The organism is Weissella tructae (genome assembly GCF_000732905.1).
GTDB lineage: Bacteria > Bacillota > Bacilli > Lactobacillales > Lactobacillaceae > Weissella > Weissella tructae.
The window spans coordinates 1-20,415 of record NZ_CP007588.1 but is presented as its reverse complement, the minus strand read 5'-3'; the positions used below and the strand labels follow the sequence as shown (position 1 = coordinate 20,415).

At 42.7% G+C, this 20,415-nt stretch carries 10 protein-coding genes, 5 tRNA genes and 3 rRNA genes; 1 reads left to right on the top strand and 17 read right to left on the bottom strand.

The window, feature by feature from the left end:
• Positions 1-4: 4 nt before the first annotated feature.
• From WS08_RS00090 to dnaA, 17 genes are all read right to left on the bottom strand, one after another.
• Positions 5-77 (bottom strand) — tRNA-Val (locus tag WS08_RS00090).
• An 82-nt stretch (positions 78-159) separates the two neighbouring features.
• A tRNA-Thr gene (locus tag WS08_RS00085) sits at positions 160-232 on the bottom strand.
• Positions 233-240: 8 nt separating this feature from the next.
• A tRNA-Asn gene (locus WS08_RS00080) sits at positions 241-313 on the bottom strand.
• 5 nt (positions 314-318) lie between these two features.
• Positions 319-435: ribosomal RNA gene (gene rrf / locus WS08_RS00075) — 5S ribosomal RNA — on the bottom strand.
• Positions 436-528: 93 nt separating this feature from the next.
• Positions 529-3,435, bottom strand: a 23S ribosomal RNA gene (locus tag WS08_RS00070).
• Between the two features lie 204 nt (positions 3,436-3,639).
• Positions 3,640-3,712, bottom strand: a tRNA-Ala gene (locus WS08_RS00065).
• A 6-nt stretch (positions 3,713-3,718) separates the two neighbouring features.
• Positions 3,719-3,791 (bottom strand) — tRNA-OTHER (locus WS08_RS00060).
• A 92-nt stretch (positions 3,792-3,883) separates the two neighbouring features.
• Positions 3,884-5,453, bottom strand: a 16S ribosomal RNA gene (locus WS08_RS00055).
• Together the 16S, 23S and 5S rRNA genes with 5 tRNA genes alongside form the textbook arrangement of a ribosomal RNA operon.
• A 452-nt stretch (positions 5,454-5,905) precedes the next feature.
• Positions 5,906-6,856 carry a hypothetical protein gene (locus WS08_RS00050; RefSeq protein WP_009765221.1) on the bottom strand — a complete coding sequence of 317 codons (951 nt, stop codon included), beginning with the start codon at positions 6,854-6,856 and terminating at the stop codon, positions 5,906-5,908.
• A 56-nt stretch (positions 6,857-6,912) separates the two neighbouring features.
• Positions 6,913-8,166 (bottom strand): hydroxymethylglutaryl-CoA reductase, degradative, encoded by a 1,254-nt coding sequence (locus WS08_RS00045; protein WP_009765220.1) that lies wholly within the window; start codon positions 8,164-8,166, stop codon positions 6,913-6,915.
• 105 nt (positions 8,167-8,271) lie between these two features.
• A complete protein-coding gene (locus WS08_RS00040) occupies positions 8,272-10,446 on the bottom strand; it encodes an LTA synthase family protein (protein WP_038527960.1) in 2,175 nt (724 codons plus the stop codon).
• Positions 10,447-10,607: 161 nt separating this feature from the next.
• Positions 10,608-13,148, bottom strand: a complete 2,541-nt coding sequence (gene gyrA / locus WS08_RS00035) for a DNA gyrase subunit A (protein ID WP_009765218.1) — start codon at positions 13,146-13,148, stop codon at positions 10,608-10,610.
• Positions 13,149-13,189: 41 nt separating this feature from the next.
• Positions 13,190-15,112, bottom strand: coding sequence for a DNA topoisomerase (ATP-hydrolyzing) subunit B (gene gyrB, locus WS08_RS00030; protein ID WP_418080422.1), 1,923 nt, complete (start codon positions 15,110-15,112; stop codon positions 13,190-13,192).
• A 47-nt stretch (positions 15,113-15,159) separates the two neighbouring features.
• Positions 15,160-16,284: a DNA replication/repair protein RecF gene (gene recF, locus WS08_RS00025; RefSeq protein ID WP_009765216.1), complete on the bottom strand. Its 1,125-nt coding sequence runs from the start codon at positions 16,282-16,284 to the stop codon at positions 15,160-15,162.
• Between the two features lie 2 nt (positions 16,285-16,286).
• A complete protein-coding gene (gene yaaA / locus WS08_RS00020; protein WP_009765215.1) occupies positions 16,287-16,514 on the bottom strand; it encodes a S4 domain-containing protein YaaA in 228 nt (75 codons plus the stop codon).
• Positions 16,515-16,721: 207 nt separating this feature from the next.
• Positions 16,722-17,852: a DNA polymerase III subunit beta gene (gene dnaN, locus WS08_RS00015; RefSeq protein WP_009765214.1), complete on the bottom strand. Its 1,131-nt coding sequence runs from the start codon at positions 17,850-17,852 to the stop codon at positions 16,722-16,724.
• A 195-nt stretch (positions 17,853-18,047) separates the two neighbouring features.
• A complete protein-coding gene (gene dnaA, locus WS08_RS00010; RefSeq protein ID WP_009765213.1) occupies positions 18,048-19,439 on the bottom strand; it encodes a chromosomal replication initiator protein DnaA in 1,392 nt (463 codons plus the stop codon).
• Between the two features lie 737 nt (positions 19,440-20,176).
• Between dnaA and rpmH the strand changes: the two genes are divergently transcribed.
• Complete coding sequence (gene rpmH / locus WS08_RS00005) at positions 20,177-20,311, top strand: 50S ribosomal protein L34 (protein WP_002828338.1); 135 nt, start codon at positions 20,177-20,179, stop codon at positions 20,309-20,311.
• Positions 20,312-20,415 lie beyond the last annotated feature (104 nt).

Below are 20,415 nucleotides of genomic sequence, written 5' to 3'. Positions count from 1 at the left end.
CCGATGGACGTTACAGGGATCGAACCTGTGACCCCCTGCTTGTAAGGCAGGTGCTCTCCCAGCTGAGCTAAACGTCCAAATACATTCAATTTTCTGGTCGGCGGCATTACCCTAAAAGAAAAACCTCATACAGGGTACAAGGCTTAACCTTCATCATAATGCCGACTGGGGGATTCGAACCCTCGACCTACGGTTTACGATACCGTTGCTCTACCAACTGAGCTAAGTCGGCAAATCAGACTCCGAATGTCGGGCTCGAACCGACGACAACACGATTAACAGTCGTGTGCTCTACCAACTGAGCTAATTCGGAATAATGCATTGCGACGTCCTATCCTCGCAGGGGGCGATCCCCCAACTACTTTTGGCGCTATTGAGCTTAACTTCTGTGTTCGGTATGGGAACAGGTGTGGCCTCAATGCCATCATCACAACACGATATTTTCAAGACTTACGTCTCTCAAAACTGAATAATATGTAAATTTTACTTCACTCTTTAATTGAGCCTTAACACCACGTTTTGTTCAACTTGGTTAAGTCCTCGAACCATTAGTACTAGTCCGCTCCATGCGTCACCGCACTTCCACTTCTAGCCTATCTACCTCATCATCTTTGAGGGTCTTACTTCATAAAGAATGGGAAATCTCATCTCGAGGCGAGTTTCACACTTAGATGCTTTCAGCGTTTATCTCATCCGTACATAGCTACTCAGCGATGCTCCTGGCGGAACAACTGATACACCAGAGGTACGTCCACCCCGGTCCTCTCGTACTAAGGCAGCTCCTCTCAAATTTCCTACGCCCGCGACGGATAGGGACCGAACTGTCTCACGACGTTCTGAACCCAGCTCGCGTACCGCTTTAATGGGCGAACAGCCAACCCTTGGGACCGACTACAGCCCCAGGATGCGATGAGCCGACATCGAGGTGCCAAACCTCCCCGTCGATGTGGACTCTTGGGGAGATAAGCCTGTTATCCCAGGGTAGCTTTTGTCCGTTGAGCGATGGCCCTTCCATGCGGAACCACCGGATCACTAAGTCCTACTTTCGTACCTGCTCGACTTGTAAGTCTCACAGTCAAGCTCTCTTGTGCCTTTACACTCTACGAATGATTTCCAACCATTCTGAGAGAACCTTTGAGCGCCTCCGTTACCTTTTAGGAGGCGACCGCCCCAGTCAAACTGCCTGCCAGACACTGTCTTCCATCGCGATAAGCGATGTGAGTTAGAGTGGTCATACAACGAGGGTAGTATCCCACTGATGCCTCCATCGAAACTAGCGTTCCGATTTCAACGGCTCCTACCTATTCTGTACAAGCTGCACAAACACTCAATATCAAGCTACAGTAAAGCTCCATGGGGTCTTTCCGTCCTGTCGCGGGTAACCCGCATCTTCACGGGTCTTTAAATTTCACCGAGTCTCTCGTTGAGACAGTGCCAGATCGTTACGCCTTTCGTGCGGGTCGGAACTTACCCGACAAGGAATTTCGCTACCTTAGGACCGTTATAGTTACGGCCGCCGTTTACTGGGGCTTCAATTCGTACCTTCGCTTGCGCTAAGCACTCCTTTTAACCTTCCAGCACCGGGCAGGCGTCAGCCCTATACGTCATCTTACGATTTTGCAGAAACCTGTGTTTTTGATAAACAGTCGCCTGGGCCTATTCACTGCGGCTCAGCTTTCGCTGAGCACCCCTTCTCCCGAAGTTACGGGGTCATTTTGCCGAGTTCCTTAACGAGAGTTCACTCGCTCACCTTAGGATGCTCTCCTCGACTACCTGTGTCGGTTTGCGGTACGGGCAGGTAAACACTAACTAGAAGCTTTTCTTGGCAGCGTGACATCACAGACTTCCCTACTTTATTTCGGTCCTCATCATCACTTGTCCTTGGAAGAGCAAGCATTTAACTCACTCTAAGACTTATGATTTAACCCAGCATATCCATCAGCTGGGATCTGTTAGCCTTCTGCGTCCCTCCATCGTTCAAACATGTTCACCTGGTACAGGATCTCAACCTGTTGTCCATCGACTACGCCTCTTGGCCTCGCCTTAGGTCCCGACTAACCCTGGGAGGACGAGCCTTCCCCAGGAAACCTTAGTCATACGGTGGACAGGATTCTCACCTGTCTTTCGCTACTCATACCGGCATTCTCACTTCTATGCGCTCCACCAGTCCTCACGGTCTGACTTCATCGCCCATAGAACGCTCTCCTATCGCGCACTTACGTGGCACCCGTAGTTTCGGTGGTGTGTTTAGCCCCGGTACATTTTCGGCGCAGAATCACTCGACTAGTGAGCTATTACGCACTCTTTAAATGGTGGCTGCTTCTAAGCAACATCCTAGTTGTCTATGCAACTCCACATCCTTTTCCACTTAACACACACTTAGGGACCTTAACTGACGATCTGGGCTGTTCCCCTTTCGACAATGGATCTTATCACTCACTGTCTGACTCCCGGACATACGTGATTGGCATTCGGAGTTTATCTTAATTTGGTAACCCGAGATGGGCCCCGCACCAAAACAGTGCTCTACCTCCAACACGCTTCATTCCGAGGCTAGCCCTAAAGCTATTTCGGAGAGAACCAGCTATCTCCAAGTTCGATTGGAATTTCACCGCTACCCACACCTCATCCCAGCATTTTTCAACATGCACGGGTTCGGGCCTCCAGTGCGTTTTACCGCACCTTCACCCTGGACATGGGTAGGTCACCTGGTTTCGGGTCTACAACAACGTACTCAAGCGCCCATTTCAGACTCGCTTTCGCTACGGCTCCGGTCTTTCCACCTTAACCTTGCACGTTATCGTAACTCGCCGGTTCATTCTACAAAAGGCACGCCATCACCCATTAACGGGCTCTGACTTCTTGTAGGCACATGGTTTCAGGAACTTTTTCACTCCCCTTCCGGGGTGCTTTTCACCTTTCCCTCACGGTACTGGTTCACTATCGGTCACTAGGGAGTATTTAGCCTTGCGAGATGGTCCTCGCGGATTCCGACCGGATTTCACGTGTCCGGCCGTACTCAGGATCCTGTACGGGAGGTTATTTGTTTTCGCATACGGGGCTATCACCCTATCCTGCTCAGCTTCCCAGCTGATTCTGCTAACAAACAACTTTGTAACTCCACAACGACAGTCCTACAACCCCAATGTGCAAGCACATTGGTTTGGGCTCTTCCGTTTTCGCTCGCCGCTACTGACGGAATCGATATTTCTTTCTCTTCCTGTTGCTAATGAGATGTTTCAGTTCACAACGTCTACCTTCAACCTGACTATGTATTCATCAGGTGATAACTTGCATACACAAGCTGGGTTCCCCCATTCGGAAACCCCCGGATCAAAGCTCACTTACAGCTCCCCGGGGAATATCGGTGTTAGTCCCGTCCTTCATCGGCTCCTAGTGCCAAGGCATCCACCATGCGCCCTTAATAACTTAACCTATCAACTTACGTTGATGATTCAAGTTTGAGTATGTGGCTCAAGGCCACATGCGATTTAAACTAATTTAAAAACTCAAAAATTACGCGGTTAGTTATTTTTTTCGGCATTCTCAATTTAATTAAATAATTAATTTGAAATGAATTTAAAATTTACAATATTATTCAGTTTTCAAAGATCTAAGTCACTGCCACGTGAGTGGCAATGGAGAATATCGGGATCGAACCGATGACCCCCTGCTTGCAAAGCAGGTGCTCTCCCAGCTGAGCTAATTCCCCGTAGAATGGGACTGAGAGGACTCGAACCTCCGACCTCACCCTTATCAGGGTGCGCTCTAACCAGCTGAGCTACAGTCCCGAGGTTCTTCTCTCGTCTATTACATTGAGTGTAAACCACTCAAAACTAAATATCGTTTCAATGCGAATGTGTAGGTTTCCGATTTTCCTTAGAAAGGAGGTGATCCAGCCGCAGGTTCTCCTACGGCTACCTTGTTACGACTTCACCCTAATCATCTATCCCACCTTAGACGGCTGGCTCCTAAAAGGTTACCTCACCGGCTTTGGGTGTTACAAACTCTCATGGTGTGACGGGCGGTGTGTACAAGACCCGGGAACGTATTCACCGCGGCGTGCTGATCCGCGATTACTAGCGATTCCGACTTCATGTAGCGAGTTGCAGCCTACAATCCGAACTGAGACAAGCTTTAAGAGATTTGCGTACTCGCGGGTTAGCGACTCGTTGTACTTGCCATTGTAGCACGTGTGTAGCCCAGGTCATAAGGGGCATGATGATTTGACGTCATCCCCACCTTCCTCCGGTTTGTCACCGGCAGTCTCACTAGAGTGCCCAACTGAATGCTGGCAACTAGTAATAAGGGTTGCGCTCGTTGCGGGACTTAACCCAACATCTCACGACACGAGCTGACGACAACCATGCACCACCTGTCACTTTGTCCCCGAAGAAAGCGCCATTTCTGGCGTGGTCAAAGGATGTCAAGACCTGGTAAGGTTCTTCGCGTTGCTTCGAATTAAACCACATGCTCCACCGCTTGTGCGGGTCCCCGTCAATTCCTTTGAGTTTCAACCTTGCGGTCGTACTCCCCAGGCGGAGTGCTTAATGCGTTAGCTGCGACACTTAGGGGCGGAAACCCCCAAACATCTAGCACTCATCGTTTACGGTGTGGACTACCAGGGTATCTAATCCTGTTTGCTACCCACACTTTCGAGCCTCAACGTCAGTTACAGTCCAGAGAGCCGCCTTCGCCACTGGTGTTCCTCCATATATCTACGCATTTCACCGCTACACATGGAATTCCACTCTCCTCTACTGCACTCAAGTCATCCAGTTTCCAAAGCACTTCCACAGTTAAGCTGTGGGCTTTCACTTCGGACTTAAAAAACCGTCTGCGCTCGCTTTACGCCCAATAAATCCGGATAACGCTTGGAACATACGTATTACCGCGGCTGCTGGCACGTATTTAGCCGTTCCTTTCTGGTAAGATACCGTCACACACCAAGCAGTTACTCTTGATGCTATTCTTCTCTTACAACAGTGTTTTACGAGCCGAAACCCTTCATCACACACGCGGCGTTGCTCCATCAGACTTTCGTCCATTGTGGAAGATTCCCTACTGCTGCCTCCCGTAGGAGTATGGCCGTGTCTCAGTCCATTGTGCCGATCAGTCTCTCAACTCGGCTACGCATCATCGTCTTGGTGAGCCATTACCTCACCAACTAACTAATGCGCCGCGGGACCATCTCTTAGTGATAGCAGAACCATCTTTCAAGTAGCAACCATGCGGTTGCTAGTGTTATGCGGTATTAGCATCTGTTTCCAGATGTTATCCCCCGCTAAGAGGTAGGTTTCCCACGTGTTACTCACCCGTTCGCCACTCACTGCAATGTTCATCGTCATATCAGAGCAAGCTCTTCAAATCAGTTGAACCACAGTGCGTTCGACTTGCATGTATTAGGCACGCCGCCAGCGTTCATCCTGAGCCAGGATCAAACTCTCAATTTGAAGTTTGAGTATAACTCAATTTTTTTGTTGTTTAACAGATGTTAAACGAATTTACTAGCGAATTGACTTCGCAAATGTTTGGACCAACTAATAGTTGGTCGACCTACACATTTGTTACATCGAAACGATATTCAGTTTTCAATGATCTACTTCGTTGCTTTTGTTTGATTTGCATCTCCCTGAAACAACTTAATTATCATACCATCGAGAAGATGATAATGTCAACGCTTTTCTCAAAAGTTTTTTGAAACTTTTTTGAGAAGCGATTGAGCAAATGACTTGCGCCCCTAAGGTTGGCTTGTCTTGCTTGCCCCTGACAACTTTTACTATATTACAGACTAGATGCTCTACTGTCAACGCTTTTTCCAAAGTTTTTTAAATAAAAATAACCACCGACAATAAACAATATTTGTTATATAGTCAGTGGTTATTTATTATATTCATTTTTAGTTTTATGCACGTAATGTGAAAGGTTGTTGTAGTTGATCAAACAGTTCTTGCACTGTTAAATCGTACATTCCTTTGAAGAATTCTGGTGTTGCATCCACCGGAACGGCCAAAACAAAGCTGTTTTGCTTGTCCTTTTTACCCAAACCAACAAACGCAGCTGACTTGGTTGTACGGTTTACGTATGGAACATGCTTGATTTCAAACACTTGGCTTACCTTCAAACGCATTTGGCGTTCAGAAAGAACAGGTGTTACTGTACAGAATTCTTTTGCATTTAATTCAGGAAGTCCCCATGCGTTCATTTGACGGTCGAATCCAGCAAACACATCCATGATGGCATGATGCATTGTTGCAGGGTCTTGCACTTGAGCGACGTTCATTTCCATGAACAATGCTTCAGCAGCTTCCCATGCTTCTGGATACATATCATTAAAGCTGTCTGTGTACTTTGTTGTTTCCATATCAACTGAAGCCATGAAGATTTTGGCATCCAATAGTGTCAAGAAACGTAGAGCTGATTCAGCACGTGTGCCATCTTCCTTAGTTAGTTGTGCCAATACACCCTTGGCATATGCTGCCACAACTTCTTCAGTCAACAGTCCATGCTTCGCTTGTTCACGATACACAATGATATTAGCAGCTGGTTGATATAGGTATGTTCCCATAACAATCATTTGTTCTGTTAAGGCTTCATCTTCTGTTTCTAATTGGAAGAATACTTGAGGGAACCCATTCAATGACAGTACCATGTGTAGTAATTCGTGTGTGGCAATGTAATCTGGCGCAGTCATGTCTGTGACTTCCAACACCATACGAGATCCTAGCATCTCAGTTTGAACTTGTTCATTATTAATAATCCCAGTGTTGTCACCTGACGCACGTAAGATGATTGATCCCGGGTAGATGGCATTTGCTTGTGCCAACAAACGTTGTGTATCTTCTGAAAAAATCATTATTCTTTCCATCCTCTTAATTAATATACTGTGTTCTCTCTATAGTAATACGAATTTTACGATTGACGCAATGTCTCTAAAATCTCACGTGCAGTCAATTCATCAAAATGACCTTGTTGTTCTAATGCAAGCGCGACAGCTGGTACTTCTTCAGGAGTCGCACCAACTTGTAAGGCAAGTGACTTTCCTTGTAGTGCCATATGTCCTGCTTGAATCCCTGTTGAGACCAAGGCACGTAAAGCGGCTAAGTTTTGCGCTAAGGCCACACCAGCTAAAAGACTAGATAGTCGTTCAACGGTTGGGTTGCCCATCAACACATGATTCAATTGCACCGCTGGTACGATACCGATTGATCCACCCACAACACCAATTAAAATTGGTAAGTCCGTTTTACCAACTAACATATCTTGTTCTACGGTCCAATTAATCAACCCACGATATTGTCCATCTCGACTAGCATATGCATGTAGGGCAGCGTTGATTGCACGGGTATCATTACCACTAGCCAATGCAACAGCTTCTACTCCATTCATAATACCTTTGTTTGATGTGACAGCTCTATAAGGAGTTAATTGTTCAATACGACTTGCCTGTTCAATTTTAGCGGCGATTGTTGCACCTGGTGTCCCGTCTTTGGCTACTAATGCCGACACTGGAATTTTAACCGCTCCATGTACAACGCTTTCTGTGGCGTAATTGGAAAGAATCCCCATCAACACATTGTAACCTTGCGCTCTGAAAATAGAGCTTGTGTATTCCGCCAGTGAATTAACAACGTTCGCTCCCATTGCCGCTTTAGGATCAACAAATAACGTAACCTCAGCAATATCATCCGCCAGCTCTTGAAGCGCTAACTTCTTTAGCCCACCACCACGTCGAACCATAGATGGACGTGTTGCGTTAATTTGCGTCATTAATTCAGATTCATGAGCTACAATCCAGGCTCGTAACTCATCCATGTCTGTCACATCAGTAATGATAATTTGCCCACGCACTAATCGTGTTTCCATCGTGGTGGTTACACCCTCACCAGCGCGCATCATCTTCGCACCATTGTTGGCAGCTGCAATCACACTAGGTTCTTCAGTACTCATGGGTACTACTGCTAACTCACCATCAACTGGTAAATCAAGCAACAAACCGGTTGGCACACCAAAGTTATATAGATAGTTTTCAATTAACTGCGCTCCAACGGCATCATAATGTTGTTCAATCAATGCCACCTGTTCAGCATTTAAGTCACGATTTTTGGCAGTCAATGCCAATCGTTCTGCCCAAGGTAATTTATAAAAACCTTGCCACTGATTCATCATAAGGTCACCCTTTCTCGCTTAACGTTTTTTGTCTTCTCTATCATATCATCTTAATTCAAAAAACCAGTTCTCAATCATTAGATTGAAAACTGGTTTTAATGATTACGGATTCGGTTGATCAAAACCAGGTTCAGATGCTTCACCTGCATCTGGATTCGTTTGCTTCAAACGTGTTGTGTCTGAGCGCGGTTCATCCTTTTGTGGTGCATTTGTTTCATATAACTTTTGCGTGAATTGCTTATTATTCTCAGAGAAAAGACTCGTTGAATGCTTTCCACGTTCATCTTCTAAACGCTTTAGCTTAGCTAGCGCATTTGAATAGTTATAATCTTTCGCCTTAACAGGTTCAAATCCTTCTGGCGTGTAGAAACGCAGTAAGTCTTTTTGGTTGATTTCATCAGAAACCTTCAATTGCTTTGCGGCTTTTTGCTTTGCTTCTTCAATTTCAGCTTCGATAGCTGGGGCTGGATCCACAAGTTCTTCACCCGTAGCAGTAACATACACACGCTCATTCACATAAGTGTACTTTGGTGTGATGAAGCTACCGTCACGCATCGCCACAATATTAGACTTTTTCTTACTCAACAAATCATGACCAACTTGCATATACTTTTCAGTATCCTTCACACCCAAAAGATGTAACAAGGTTGGTGCCACGTCAACTTCACCACCAAATGTATGATCAATATGTCCTTGACCATAACCTGGCATGTTAATGATAAATGGCACACGTTGCAGTTGCATCATATCATAAGCATCCCAATCTTCTGGGTTCTTACCTAGCAATGATGCTAGATATTTACTTTCAGAATTTGAGATACCGTAGTGATCTCCGTACATCACAACAATTGAGTTGTCATATAAGCCAGACTTCTTCAAGTAGGCATAGAATTCTTCAATTGATTTGTCCAAATAACGGTTGGTTTCAAAATAACCATCAACAATCTTTGAACCACTATCGGTTGTTTGGAATGTTGGGTCCTTATCAACATCATCGCTTGTATAAGGGAAATGATTTGTGACCGTAATAAATTTACTATAGAACGGTTGTTGCATACGTTCTAGGTATGGCACTGCATCATAAAATAGTAATTTATCCTTCAATCCATATCCAGCAGCCTTATTACCAGATGTATCAAAATAACTGGCGTCAAAGAAATATTGGTATCCCATATTCTTATAGACATTATTTCGATTCCAGAAGCCAGCTGTATTACCGTGGAATACAGCTGATGAATAGCCACCTTCTTGACGTAAAATAGCTGGCATTGCTTGGAACGTTTGCTCACTACCTTGGTTGGCAAACAATGATCCTTGCGGTAATCCAAAGGTTGACGTTTCTAATAGATTTTCGGCATCTGATGTCTTCCCTTGTCCCACTTGGTTGAAGAAATTATCAAATGCAATTGTATCCTTTGAATTGTAGATACTGTTCAAGAACGGCGTTACTGGTTGCCCATTCACATCCAAGTTCAATGAGAATTGTTGGAAAGATTCCAAATGAATCACAAAGACATTTTTACCTTCCGCAACACCGGCATATTTAGCATTCGCTGGTGCGTACTCACTCGACATGTAATCACGGATTTTATCAATATCGCTCTTCTTGGCGGTCTTTTTTAATTCAGATACATTTCGTACACGACCAATATCAAAAATTGTATAACCATCAACTCCCAAATACTTCACCATCAATTTACTATCAAATTGACGTGTAATAAGTTGTGGGCGTTCCATTTCACCTAACATTAACGTAATCATCCCAATGAAAATCGCGAATGTTGTAATTGAAAAACTGGCTAATTTTGATACAGCGGGTGCATTCAAACGCATTTTTCTAAATAGAATTAATCCGACGATAATCACCAAATCTAACCATAGGAAAATATCGTGGGGATCACTTAATGCAAATCCAGATGCACCAAGCCCCTGATTAACCTTGTCGTATCCCATCATGACATTAAACGACATGAAATCAGAAAACTCACGATAATAAATCATATTTACTTGAAGTAATACCAAGTTCGAGATATACGCAATCAATGCGACTGGATAGAAAATTTTTGCGGATTTAAAATACAGGCTAGCGCCAATAAGTAACATCGCAATCGGAATTGGATTTAACAACAGCGTCAAATATTGGACGAATGTTGCATCGGCATACAATTTAAAATCTAAAACGTTTGCCATTTGGGTCTTTGCCCACGTCAGCATAACCAACAACAAGACAAAGCCAATTCGAGTTTTGAGCCAGTCAAACCGACTATAGTGTTTCATAAGGGTACCTTATACATTCTTTCAAAAATTGGTTTTTATTACAATGGTTACCATTATACGTCACTGAGGTTAAATTTACCCTAGATTAGCTAGCTTTTCTTTCTAAATTACGCTATTAATCCACAAAAAAGCAGCTCAGTTTCCACTGGGCTGCTTTTTATTTATGCTTCAGTTGTATCTGCTTCTTCACTCATAGCACGATCAACAAGCGCTTCAACTTGTTCAGTCATACTATCGTCAGTCACAGTTGTGTCTTCTTCTGGTTCTGGCTCAACTGTTGTAAATGTTGCAACAGTTGCTTCTTCATCCAAACGAATCAAACGTACACCTTGTGTGGCACGTCCTGTTTCTGAAACAGTTGCGACGTTAAATCGAATCATAACACCCATGTTAGTTGTTAGGACGACGTCTTCGCCACCTTGAACAACAGCCACACCGGCCAATGGTCCATTCTTTTCAGTGATTTGGGCAGTCTTGATTCCCTTACCACCACGTCCCTTGATTGGGTATTCGCTAACAGCGGTCTTCTTACCGTAACCGTTTTGCGTAATCACTAATACGTGGGCATCATCAACCAGTACTTCTGCACCGATAACCATGTCATTTTCACGTAAGTTAATTCCACGCACCCCAGCAGCAGTACGACCCATTGCACGAATTGTGTCCATCTTAAATGACACCGCGTATCCACCTTGTGTTGCGATCAAGATGTTGTCACTATCAACAGTCTTCATAACCTTGATAAGTTCATCATTTTCACGCAAGTTAATGGCGCGCAATCCGTGGGCACGAATATTACCGAATTCACTAATGGCTGTACGCTTCACAACACCATCACGTGTTGTAAAGAACAAGTAGTCATCACTGTTTTCAGGATCGTCATTAACACTAATCATTGTTTGAATCGTCTCACCTGATTCAATTCCTAACAGATTAATAACTGGGATTCCCTTCGCAGTGCGGCCATATTCTGGAATTTCGTATCCCTTCAACTTGTAGACCTTACCTGCATTGGTAAAGAACAACAAAGTATCGTGAGTTGAAGTTCCGGCAATTTGGTCAATAAAGTCATCATCATTGACACCCATACCTTGAACACCACGACCACCACGGTTTTGCGCACGGAATTCGCTTTGTGCCATACGCTTGATGTAACCACCACGCGTCAATGACACGATAACGTCTTCTTCTTCAATCAAATCTTCATCTTCGATTGACGTCACATCACCGATTTGTAGTTCGGTACGACGATCATCACCATGCTTTTCTTGAATTTCAAGTAATTCAGTGTAGATGATTTGGTCAATACGTTCTGGCTTTGACAAGATGTCCTTGAATTCAGCAATTTCAGCCATCAATTCTTGGTATTCCTTTTCAATCTTGTCACGTTCTAGTCCAGTCAAACGAACCAAACGCATGTCCAAAATGGCTTGCGCTTGCTTATCTGACAATGCGTAATCACTAATCAATTGTGTCTTCGCAATTTCTGCAGTTGTTGAAGAACGGATAATCTTGATGATGGCATCAATATGATCCAAAGCAATACGCAAACCTTCTAAGATGTGCGCACGTGCTTCTGCCTTCTTCAATTCGAATTCAGTACGACGACGAATCACTTCTTGTTGGTGCTTCAAGTATGCCTTAAGCATGTCCTTCAAGCTCAACAACTTTGGACGACCATCTTGAACAGCCAACATGTTAAAGCTGAAGTTTGTTTGCATCAATGTGTTCTTGTACAAATTGTTCAAAACCACAGATGCAGATACATCACGACGAATATCAATCGCAATTCGGTATCCTTCACGGTCGGATTCATCGTTGATTGATGTAATTCCTTCGATTCGCTTATCACGTGCCAATTCAGCAATACGTTCAATCAAACGTGCCTTGTTAACCATGTATGGTAATTCAGTCACGATGATACGTTCTTTACCTGACTTTTCAGTTTCAATTTCAACCTTTGAGCGAACTGTAACAGTTCCCTTTCCAGTTTCATAGGCCTTACGAATTCCAGACTTACCTAGGGCAATTCCACCCGTAGGGAAATCAGGTCCCGGAACAGCTTCCATCAATTCAGCTGTTGTTACGTCAGGGTTTTCCATCAACAAATGAATTGCTGAGATAATTTCACCTAGATTATGTGGTGGAATGTTTGTTGCCATTCCAACCGCAATTCCGTTCGCTCCGTTAACCAACAAGTTAGGGAAACGAGCAGGCAAGACAGCAGGTTCACGATCAGTTCCATCATAGTTATCTACAAAGTTAACCGTGTTCTTGTTAATATCACGCAACATTTCTGTCGCAATCTTGCTCAAACGGGCTTCGGTATAACGCATGGCGGCAGCTGAGTCACCGTCAATTGATCCAAAGTTTCCATGACCATCTACAAGCATGTAGCGGTAACTAAAGTCTTGTGCCATACGAACCATTGATTCGTAAATCGCTGAATCACCATGGGGGTGATACTTACCCATGACGTCCCCAACAATACGGGCAGATTTCTTGTATGGCTTATCCGGCATAACTCCCAATTCATTCATACCGTACATAATACGACGATGAACAGGCTTCATTCCGTCACGGACATCTGGCAACGCACGCGCCACAATAACTGACATCGCATAGTCCAAAAATGATGACTTCATTTGTTCGCCAATATTGGCGTTAACTGTGCGACTGATATTTTGTTCGTTTTCAGTCATTTTTCTCCCTCTCTACTTGGTTTTAATCCCGATCATCTTGATTAGATATCAAGTTCCGCATATTCTGCATTATCTTCGATAAATTCACGACGTGGTTCAACCTTATCTCCCATCAACATGGTAAAGATACGATCGGCTTCTACGGCATCATCCATTTGAACACGTAGCAAATGACGTGCTTCTGGATCCATGGTTGTTTCCCATAGTTGTTCCGCATCCATTTCACCAAGTCCCTTATAACGTTGAATAACAGGCTTTGGCGTTGCTGGCAATGTTGGTAATAGTTCATTCAATTCTTCGTCAGAATCCAAATACTTTACAAACTTACCTTGGCGCACTTGGTAAAGCGGTGGTTGTGCAATGTAGAAGTATCCCTTGTCAATCAACGGACGCATGTAACGGTAAACCAATGTCATCAACAATGTACGAATGTGAGCACCGTCGACGTCGGCATCGGTCATAATAATCAACTTGTGGTACTTGGCCTTTTCAACATCAAATTCAGCTCCGAAACCAGTTCCCATTGCTGTAAACAATGAACGAATTTCTTCGTTACCTAGAATCTTTTCCAAGCTAGCCTTTTCAACGTTCAAAATCTTTCCACGAATTGGCAAAATAGCTTGCGTCAAACGCTCACGACCTTGCTTAGCTGATCCACCGGCAGAGTCTCCCTCGACAATAAACAATTCTGAAATTTCAGGATTCTTTGATGTGTTGTCGGCCAACTTTCCAGGCAAGTTAGAAATTTCCAACCCACTCTTCTTACGTGTTGCTTCACGAGCACGCTTTGCAGCCTTACGAGCACGACTTGCGACGATTCCCTTTTCAACAATTTGCTTAGCAACTGTTGGGTTTTCCATCATAAATCGGTTAAATGTTTCTGAGAACATACGGTCAACAGCTGTACGGGCATCTGAATTACCCAACTTTGTCTTTGTTTGTCCTTCGAATTGTGGATCTGGGTGCTTAACAGACACAATGGCTGTCAAACCTTCACGAACATCTTCACCTGAAAGAGCTTCTTCATTCTCTTTTAGTTGGCCTGTACGACGTGCGTAATCATTAATCACACGAGTCAAGGCTGAACGGAATCCAGTTTCGTGGGTTCCACCTTCATACGTGTGAATGTTGTTTGTAAATGACAACATGTTTGTGTGGTAATCGTCAGTATATTGCAAAGATACTTCAACAGAAATACCCTTTTCCATACCTTCAACGTAGATAGGATCTTCAAACAAAACATCCTTGTTGTCGTCCAAATACACAACGTATTCCTTGATTCCACCTTCGTAGTAGAAAGATTCAGTAACTGATTCTTCAGGACGATTGTCTGTAATTGAAATACGTAGTCCCTTATTCAAAAAGGCAAGTTCACGGACACGTGACGTTAATGTCTTGATGTCATAAACCGTTGTTTCTTGGAAAATGTCTGGGTCTGGAGAGAAGTGAACAATAGTTCCACGTTCAAAGTCATTGTTAGGTGCATCAGTTACAACCATATCTTGGGTAACACGACCTTGTTCAAAGACCATTGAATGGGCTTTTTGATCACGGATAACTGTAACATCCAAGGTTGTTGACAAGGCGTTAACAACAGACGCACCAACCCCGTGCAATCCACCAGAAACTTTATAACCACCTCCACCAAACTTTCCACCCGCGTGCAAGACAGTGAAAACTGTTTCTAGCGCTGGCTTTCCTGTTTGTTGTTGTACGTCGGTCGGAATTCCACGACCGTTGTCAGTTACTGTAATTGAATTATCTGCTTCCACCGTCACTGTAATGTGATCAGCAAAACCAGCTAACGCTTCGTCAATCCCGTTGTCGACAATTTCCCACACCAAATGGTGTAGTCCTTGACTTGTTGTTGTTCCGATATACATTCCCGGACGCTTACGAACGGCTTCAAGTCCTTCAAGAACTTGAATCTGATTCGCATCATACTCGGCAGCATTTGTATGCATCTGTGTATCTTCTTCAGCCATCTTCATACCCTCTCTAATCCCTAAATTTAAACATCACTTTGTTCAGTCAATGTGCCTGTACGGACATTGAATATTTTTGGTGTCTTAATCAATTGTTTTGCAACATCACTTAGTGACGGCGTTGTAATAAAAGTTTGTACTTTATCTTGAATTGCCGTTAATAAATGTGTTTGTCGATCTGTATCTAATTCGGACAAGACATCGTCTAGTAACAAAATTGGATACTCACCAGTTTCTTGAAACATTAAATCGATTTCGGCCAATTTAACGGCTAAAGCCGTTGTGCGTTGCTGTCCTTGTGAACCATAAACGGCAACATCATGATCATTAACCATAAATTGTAAATCGTCTCGATGTGGTCCTAACTTGGTGACCCCTTCAAACAATTCACGTTTACGTAATTTCTCAAAACGAGTCATCATCGCATTTTTGATTGTTTTTTCATCTGTCATTTCATCAGGATTTAGTTGTGAAACATACTTAATCTGTAATGTTTCATTTCCTTGTGTAATGTCTGATTGAATAGGCATCGCCGCTGCGTTTAATGCTTTCAATAATTGCAAACGCCTAACAATTAATTCGCTCGCTAGATTGACTAATTGTTCCGTTAAGACATCTAAAAATAATAAGTCCGTTTGCTTATTTGTCTGAAGTTGTTTCAAATATTGATTACGTTGACGCAACATTGCCCGATATTGATTTGCAACATACAAATATTTCGGACTCATTTGACTAAACTCACGGTCAATAAATTGACGGCGCACCGCAGGTGCACCTTTTACTAATTCTAAATCTTCCGGTGCAAATAAAATCACATTTAAGTGACCAATATAATTCGCTAATTTGGGTTGATCCAGGTGATTAACCTTTGCTTTTTTACCCTTAGTCGAAAAACTCAGCTCTAGTGGTACCTTTCCCGTACGACGTTCAATGGTTCCACTTATTCGCGCGTCATCTCCAGACCACCCAATTAATTCTTTATCAGTATTTGTACGATGTGATCGGGTTAGCGCTAGCGCATAAATCGCTTCTAACAAATTTGTCTTTCCCTGCGCATTGGGTCCCAAAAACACATTGACTCCCGGCGAAAATGTTGTCGACAAATCTTGATAGTTACGAAAATTATGAAGTGCTAACGCTAATAACTCCATAGTTACTCAGCACCCATCCCATTGATGACAAAACGTTCACCATCTGGAATCGCAACAATATCTCCTGGGTATAGCTTACGTCCACGACGTGCATCTGGTTCTTGGTTAACCAAAACAGTATTTTCTTGCAAGTACCACTTTGCTTGCCCACCAGTTTGAATAACACTAGATTGCTTTAGCAATTGTCCTAGCGTGATATAAGGTGTTTGAATATGAATTTCTTGTGCCAAAATTTGGGTCCTCTTTTCACTGGGAAGTTACATCATAATTAAGTCTCAATAGTTAGTCTAATTATACGCTTTTTTCAGACCTGGCACAAACGAAATAGCCATATTTACCTACTGTATTAAATTTAATACCAAAATATACAAAAACGCCAAAAATGACTTTAAATGGTTCAAATAGTCATTTTTGGCGTTTTATTATGCTGTTTAAGCTTAGTACGTACGTACTGGTGTAATTAATTGGATGAAATTCGTTGCATTGTTCGTTGGTACCAACGTAAATGGATCCAATGGTGTCTTAAATCCGATTTGGATTTCTTCATCACCAAAAGACTTCAATGCTTCACGCATGTAATCTGGGTTAAATGAAATTGTCAATTCATCACCTGCTGTTTCAGCAGCAAAAATTTCTTCTTCAACACGACCAACTTCAGGTGAGTTTGAAGAAATTGATGAACGGTCATCACTAACTGTAAATTGAATAACATTTGAGCGACCTTCGTGACTCAAAAGTGCGGCACGTTCAATTGTTTGTAGCAAATCACGAGAATTGATTGTCAATGTTGTACGCTTTTCCGTTGGAATCAAACGTGAAGCATCTGGATAGTTTCCTTCCAACAAACGTGAATAGAACAATGTGTCATCACCTAGTTGGAAAACAACTTGGTTTTCTGACACACGAACTTCCACTGATTCAACTGTATCAAGCATGGCTTGCAATTGAATCAATGATGGTCCTGGAATAATGATGTCAGCATTAACATCTTCATTTCCAAATGACACTGTTCGTTGGGCCAAACGATGACGGTCTGTTGCAACTGCTGTTAAGTTTCCACCAGCAATAATAAAGTGGACCCCTGTCAAAATAGGTTGGCTCAATTGCTTTGATACAGCAATAACTGTTTGACCAATAACTTCAGTCAAAGTTTCAGCTGGCAAAATCAATTGATTCGTCACTTCTACTTCTGGTAGACGAGGATATGCATTTGCATCTTGACCATTGATATCAAATTCAGCACTTTCTGATGTGATCTTTGCTTGTAATCCATCCGTGTTTGTTAATGTGAATGTTTCACCTGGCAAACGCTTAACGATATTTGCAAAGAATGTTGCTGGTAGAACAAGTGAACCTGCTTCTAGATTGACAAGCTTTGCTTTGTCATCTGTCACGGGAATTTTAATTTCAATTGAGATATCTGTATCTGAACCTGTTAGGATCAAACCACTTTCTTCAACTTCAAGCTTAACCCCTGTAAGGATTGGCATTGATGTACGTGAAGAAATAGCTCGGCTAACGTTATTCATTGCTTTAATAAATTCTGCTCGATTAATTGTAAATTGCATGATTTCTCCTAGGCACTGTTTTGATTTAATAGCGGCCGCTATTATCTCTTAATTAAGTAATAAAAAGATAATAATAGTAATAGGGGGTGTGGAAACTGTGGAAAACTATAACTAAGTTGATTATATCAACGGTTTAGACCTGTTGATAACCTTGTGGAAAACTATAGAACAACTTAGATACTTATCCACAGGCAATTACCCGTTATCACTCAAGCGTTCGCGGATTTCTTGGACTTGTTGTTCCAAAATGTGATCTTCTCCAATGGCACCTTCAATTTTTTCAGTTGAATGCATCACAGTAGTATGATCTCGACCACCAAAGGCACGACCGATTTGCGGCAATGAATCTTGTGTTAATTCACGTGCAAGGTACATGGCGATTTGACGTGGTGTGACAATTTGTTTATTACGACGTGTTCCAGTTAAGTCATCAACTGTTAAATCAAAGTAATTAGAAACAATCGTTTGAATAATAGGAACAGTAACTACCTTTTGTCGCTTGAAACTCATCTGTTCTAAGATGTTGCGGGTCGCATCAACCGTTACAGGTTGCGGACTGAACTTAATCTTAGCAGCAACTTGATTGAAGACAGATTCAAGATCACGCACATTGGTATCAACAGCCGCAGCAATTTCATCAATAATATCGTTTGGAATATTCAAACCATCTTGTTCTGACTTATTACGCAAAATGGCAACACGAGTTGGCAAATCAGGCTTAGTAATATTAGCTGAGTATCCTTGACCGAAACGGGTAACTAGACGCATTTCAAGCCCAGGGATTTCTTTAGGTAGCTTGTCAGACGTTAGGACGATTTGGTTGTTTTCACGCGTAATCGCATTGAACGTATTAAAGAATTCTTCTTGGATTTTTGTCTTGTCCGCCAAGAATTGTACGTCGTCGACCATTAATAGGTTAGTTGTACGATATTCATGCTTGAATTCGTCCATTGTTCCACGACGCAAAGCATCAGTGAAATCATTAATGAAATCTTCGGTCGTAATGAACTTAACTTTGGCGTTAGGATTCTTACGCAGAACTTCATTTCCAATTGATTGCATTAAGTGGGTCTTTCCCAGCCCAACGCCACCATAAATTAGCAATGGATTCCATTGTGTACCTGGATTTTCAGCAACAGCTTGGGCAACTGAATAAGCTTCTTTATTTTCTACTGATGAAACAAAGGTATCAAAACGAAAATCTGGATCTAGGGTCGTTGAGATAAAGTTTGCTGTTACTTCAGTTCCAACCATTTGTGTATCTACTGGTGTTTCTGCTAAAGGCTTAACGGCTTCAGCTGGTACGTACATGACACTAGGTGAAATGAAAATAGGTTGCGCATAGAGTTGTGCCGTAGCAGTCATCGCCGCTTGAATAAACGTACGATAATAGTGACCTTCTGGATTACGCCATTCTTCTGCGACCTTTTCTTGGTCTGTTGAGAGATGAAGCGTTTGAGCAGAAAATTCATTTGAAACTAAGTCAATGACCTGTAGACGTTCGACGTATGTTTGGTAGCCAAAGTCACCTGACATGCTTTCACGGAGCTGTTCTTTAATCGCAGTCCATAGTTCAGCAGGATCCATTTGCTCGACCTCCTTCGATAAATATTTGATGAGTTGCTTTTTTTTCACGGGAAAACCCGAAATGACTCATAATCACAATGACTATTTTAACAGGCGGGATATGAGTTTTCCACAGGCAAACGAAGTGAAAGACGATATATATGCTAACCTGTGGATAACACGCTGGGATATCCACAGGCTGTGGATAACTTTATCCAGAATTCCACAGGGGTGTGTGTAAAAAAAACGACCTACCTGTGGATAAATGTGGATAACTTTCGAAAAAAGAGGTTTTCCATAGGCATTTGTGGATAACTCAACGTTGATACATTCATGTTTACAGAAGTTATCCACATATTCACAGGGGTTCTGTAGAAAAGTTTTCCCACCCTGTGGAAACTGTGGATAACCTGTGGAAACTGTGTACAACTCATCTAACGCTACGTTAGGTAGTGTTTCGTTATCCACATAACGGAGCGTTAGATTCTGGATAACTCTTAGAGTTATAATTTATTTTATTTTTTATTAGTAACACTTGCAAAACCCATTAATCCCATAGGTTTCGGACTCATATGAATGTATATATTTCGTTCTGTTTTTCATCGTTATAAATATCGAAAAAGACGCAAGTAAAAACCATATATTTGCTTGCTATTGATTTTTTGGCATGGTATGATTAAACGTGAATTGTGGAGTAGGCTATTTGAGTTAGCTTCACGTTACTAAAATAAAAAAGAAGAAATGGGGGTGCATTCACTATGAAGCGTACATACCAACCAAAGAAGCGTCACCGCGAACGTGTTCACGGATTCCGTAAGCGTATGAGCACTAGCAACGGACGTAAGGTCTTAGCTCGTCGCCGCCAAAAGGGCCGCAAGGTTTTGTCAGCCTAATTGGTCAGACCTGCTAATAGGACTACTGATAACGATTACGCACAGTAAAGCCGTCTGGCCGAGCTGTGCGTTTTCTTTTTGTCTCAATCAAGTTTGGAGTAATC

What these genes read in the sequence shown, in the direction of transcription:
- WS08_RS00050 (WP_009765221.1), bottom strand. Translation starts at nt 6,856, where the DNA reads ATGATTTTTTCAGAAGATACACAACGTTTGTTGGCACAAGCAAATGCC.
- WS08_RS00045 (WP_009765220.1), bottom strand. Translation starts at nt 8,166, where the DNA reads ATGAATCAGTGGCAAGGTTTTTATAAATTACCTTGGGCAGAACGATTG.
- WS08_RS00040 (WP_038527960.1), bottom strand. Translation starts at nt 10,446, where the DNA reads ATGAAACACTATAGTCGGTTTGACTGGCTCAAAACTCGAATTGGCTTT.
- gyrA (WP_009765218.1), bottom strand. Translation starts at nt 13,148, where the DNA reads ATGACTGAAAACGAACAAAATATCAGTCGCACAGTTAACGCCAATATT.
- gyrB (WP_418080422.1), bottom strand. Translation starts at nt 15,112, where the DNA reads ATGCATACAAATGCTGCCGAGTATGATGCGAATCAGATTCAAGTTCTT.
- recF (WP_009765216.1), bottom strand. Translation starts at nt 16,284, where the DNA reads ATGGAGTTATTAGCGTTAGCACTTCATAATTTTCGTAACTATCAAGAT.
- dnaN (WP_009765214.1), bottom strand. Translation starts at nt 17,852, where the DNA reads ATGCAATTTACAATTAATCGAGCAGAATTTATTAAAGCAATGAATAAC.
- dnaA (WP_009765213.1), bottom strand. Translation starts at nt 19,439, where the DNA reads ATGGATCCTGCTGAACTATGGACTGCGATTAAAGAACAGCTCCGTGAA.
- rpmH (WP_002828338.1), top strand. Translation starts at nt 20,177, where the DNA reads ATGAAGCGTACATACCAACCAAAGAAGCGTCACCGCGAACGTGTTCAC.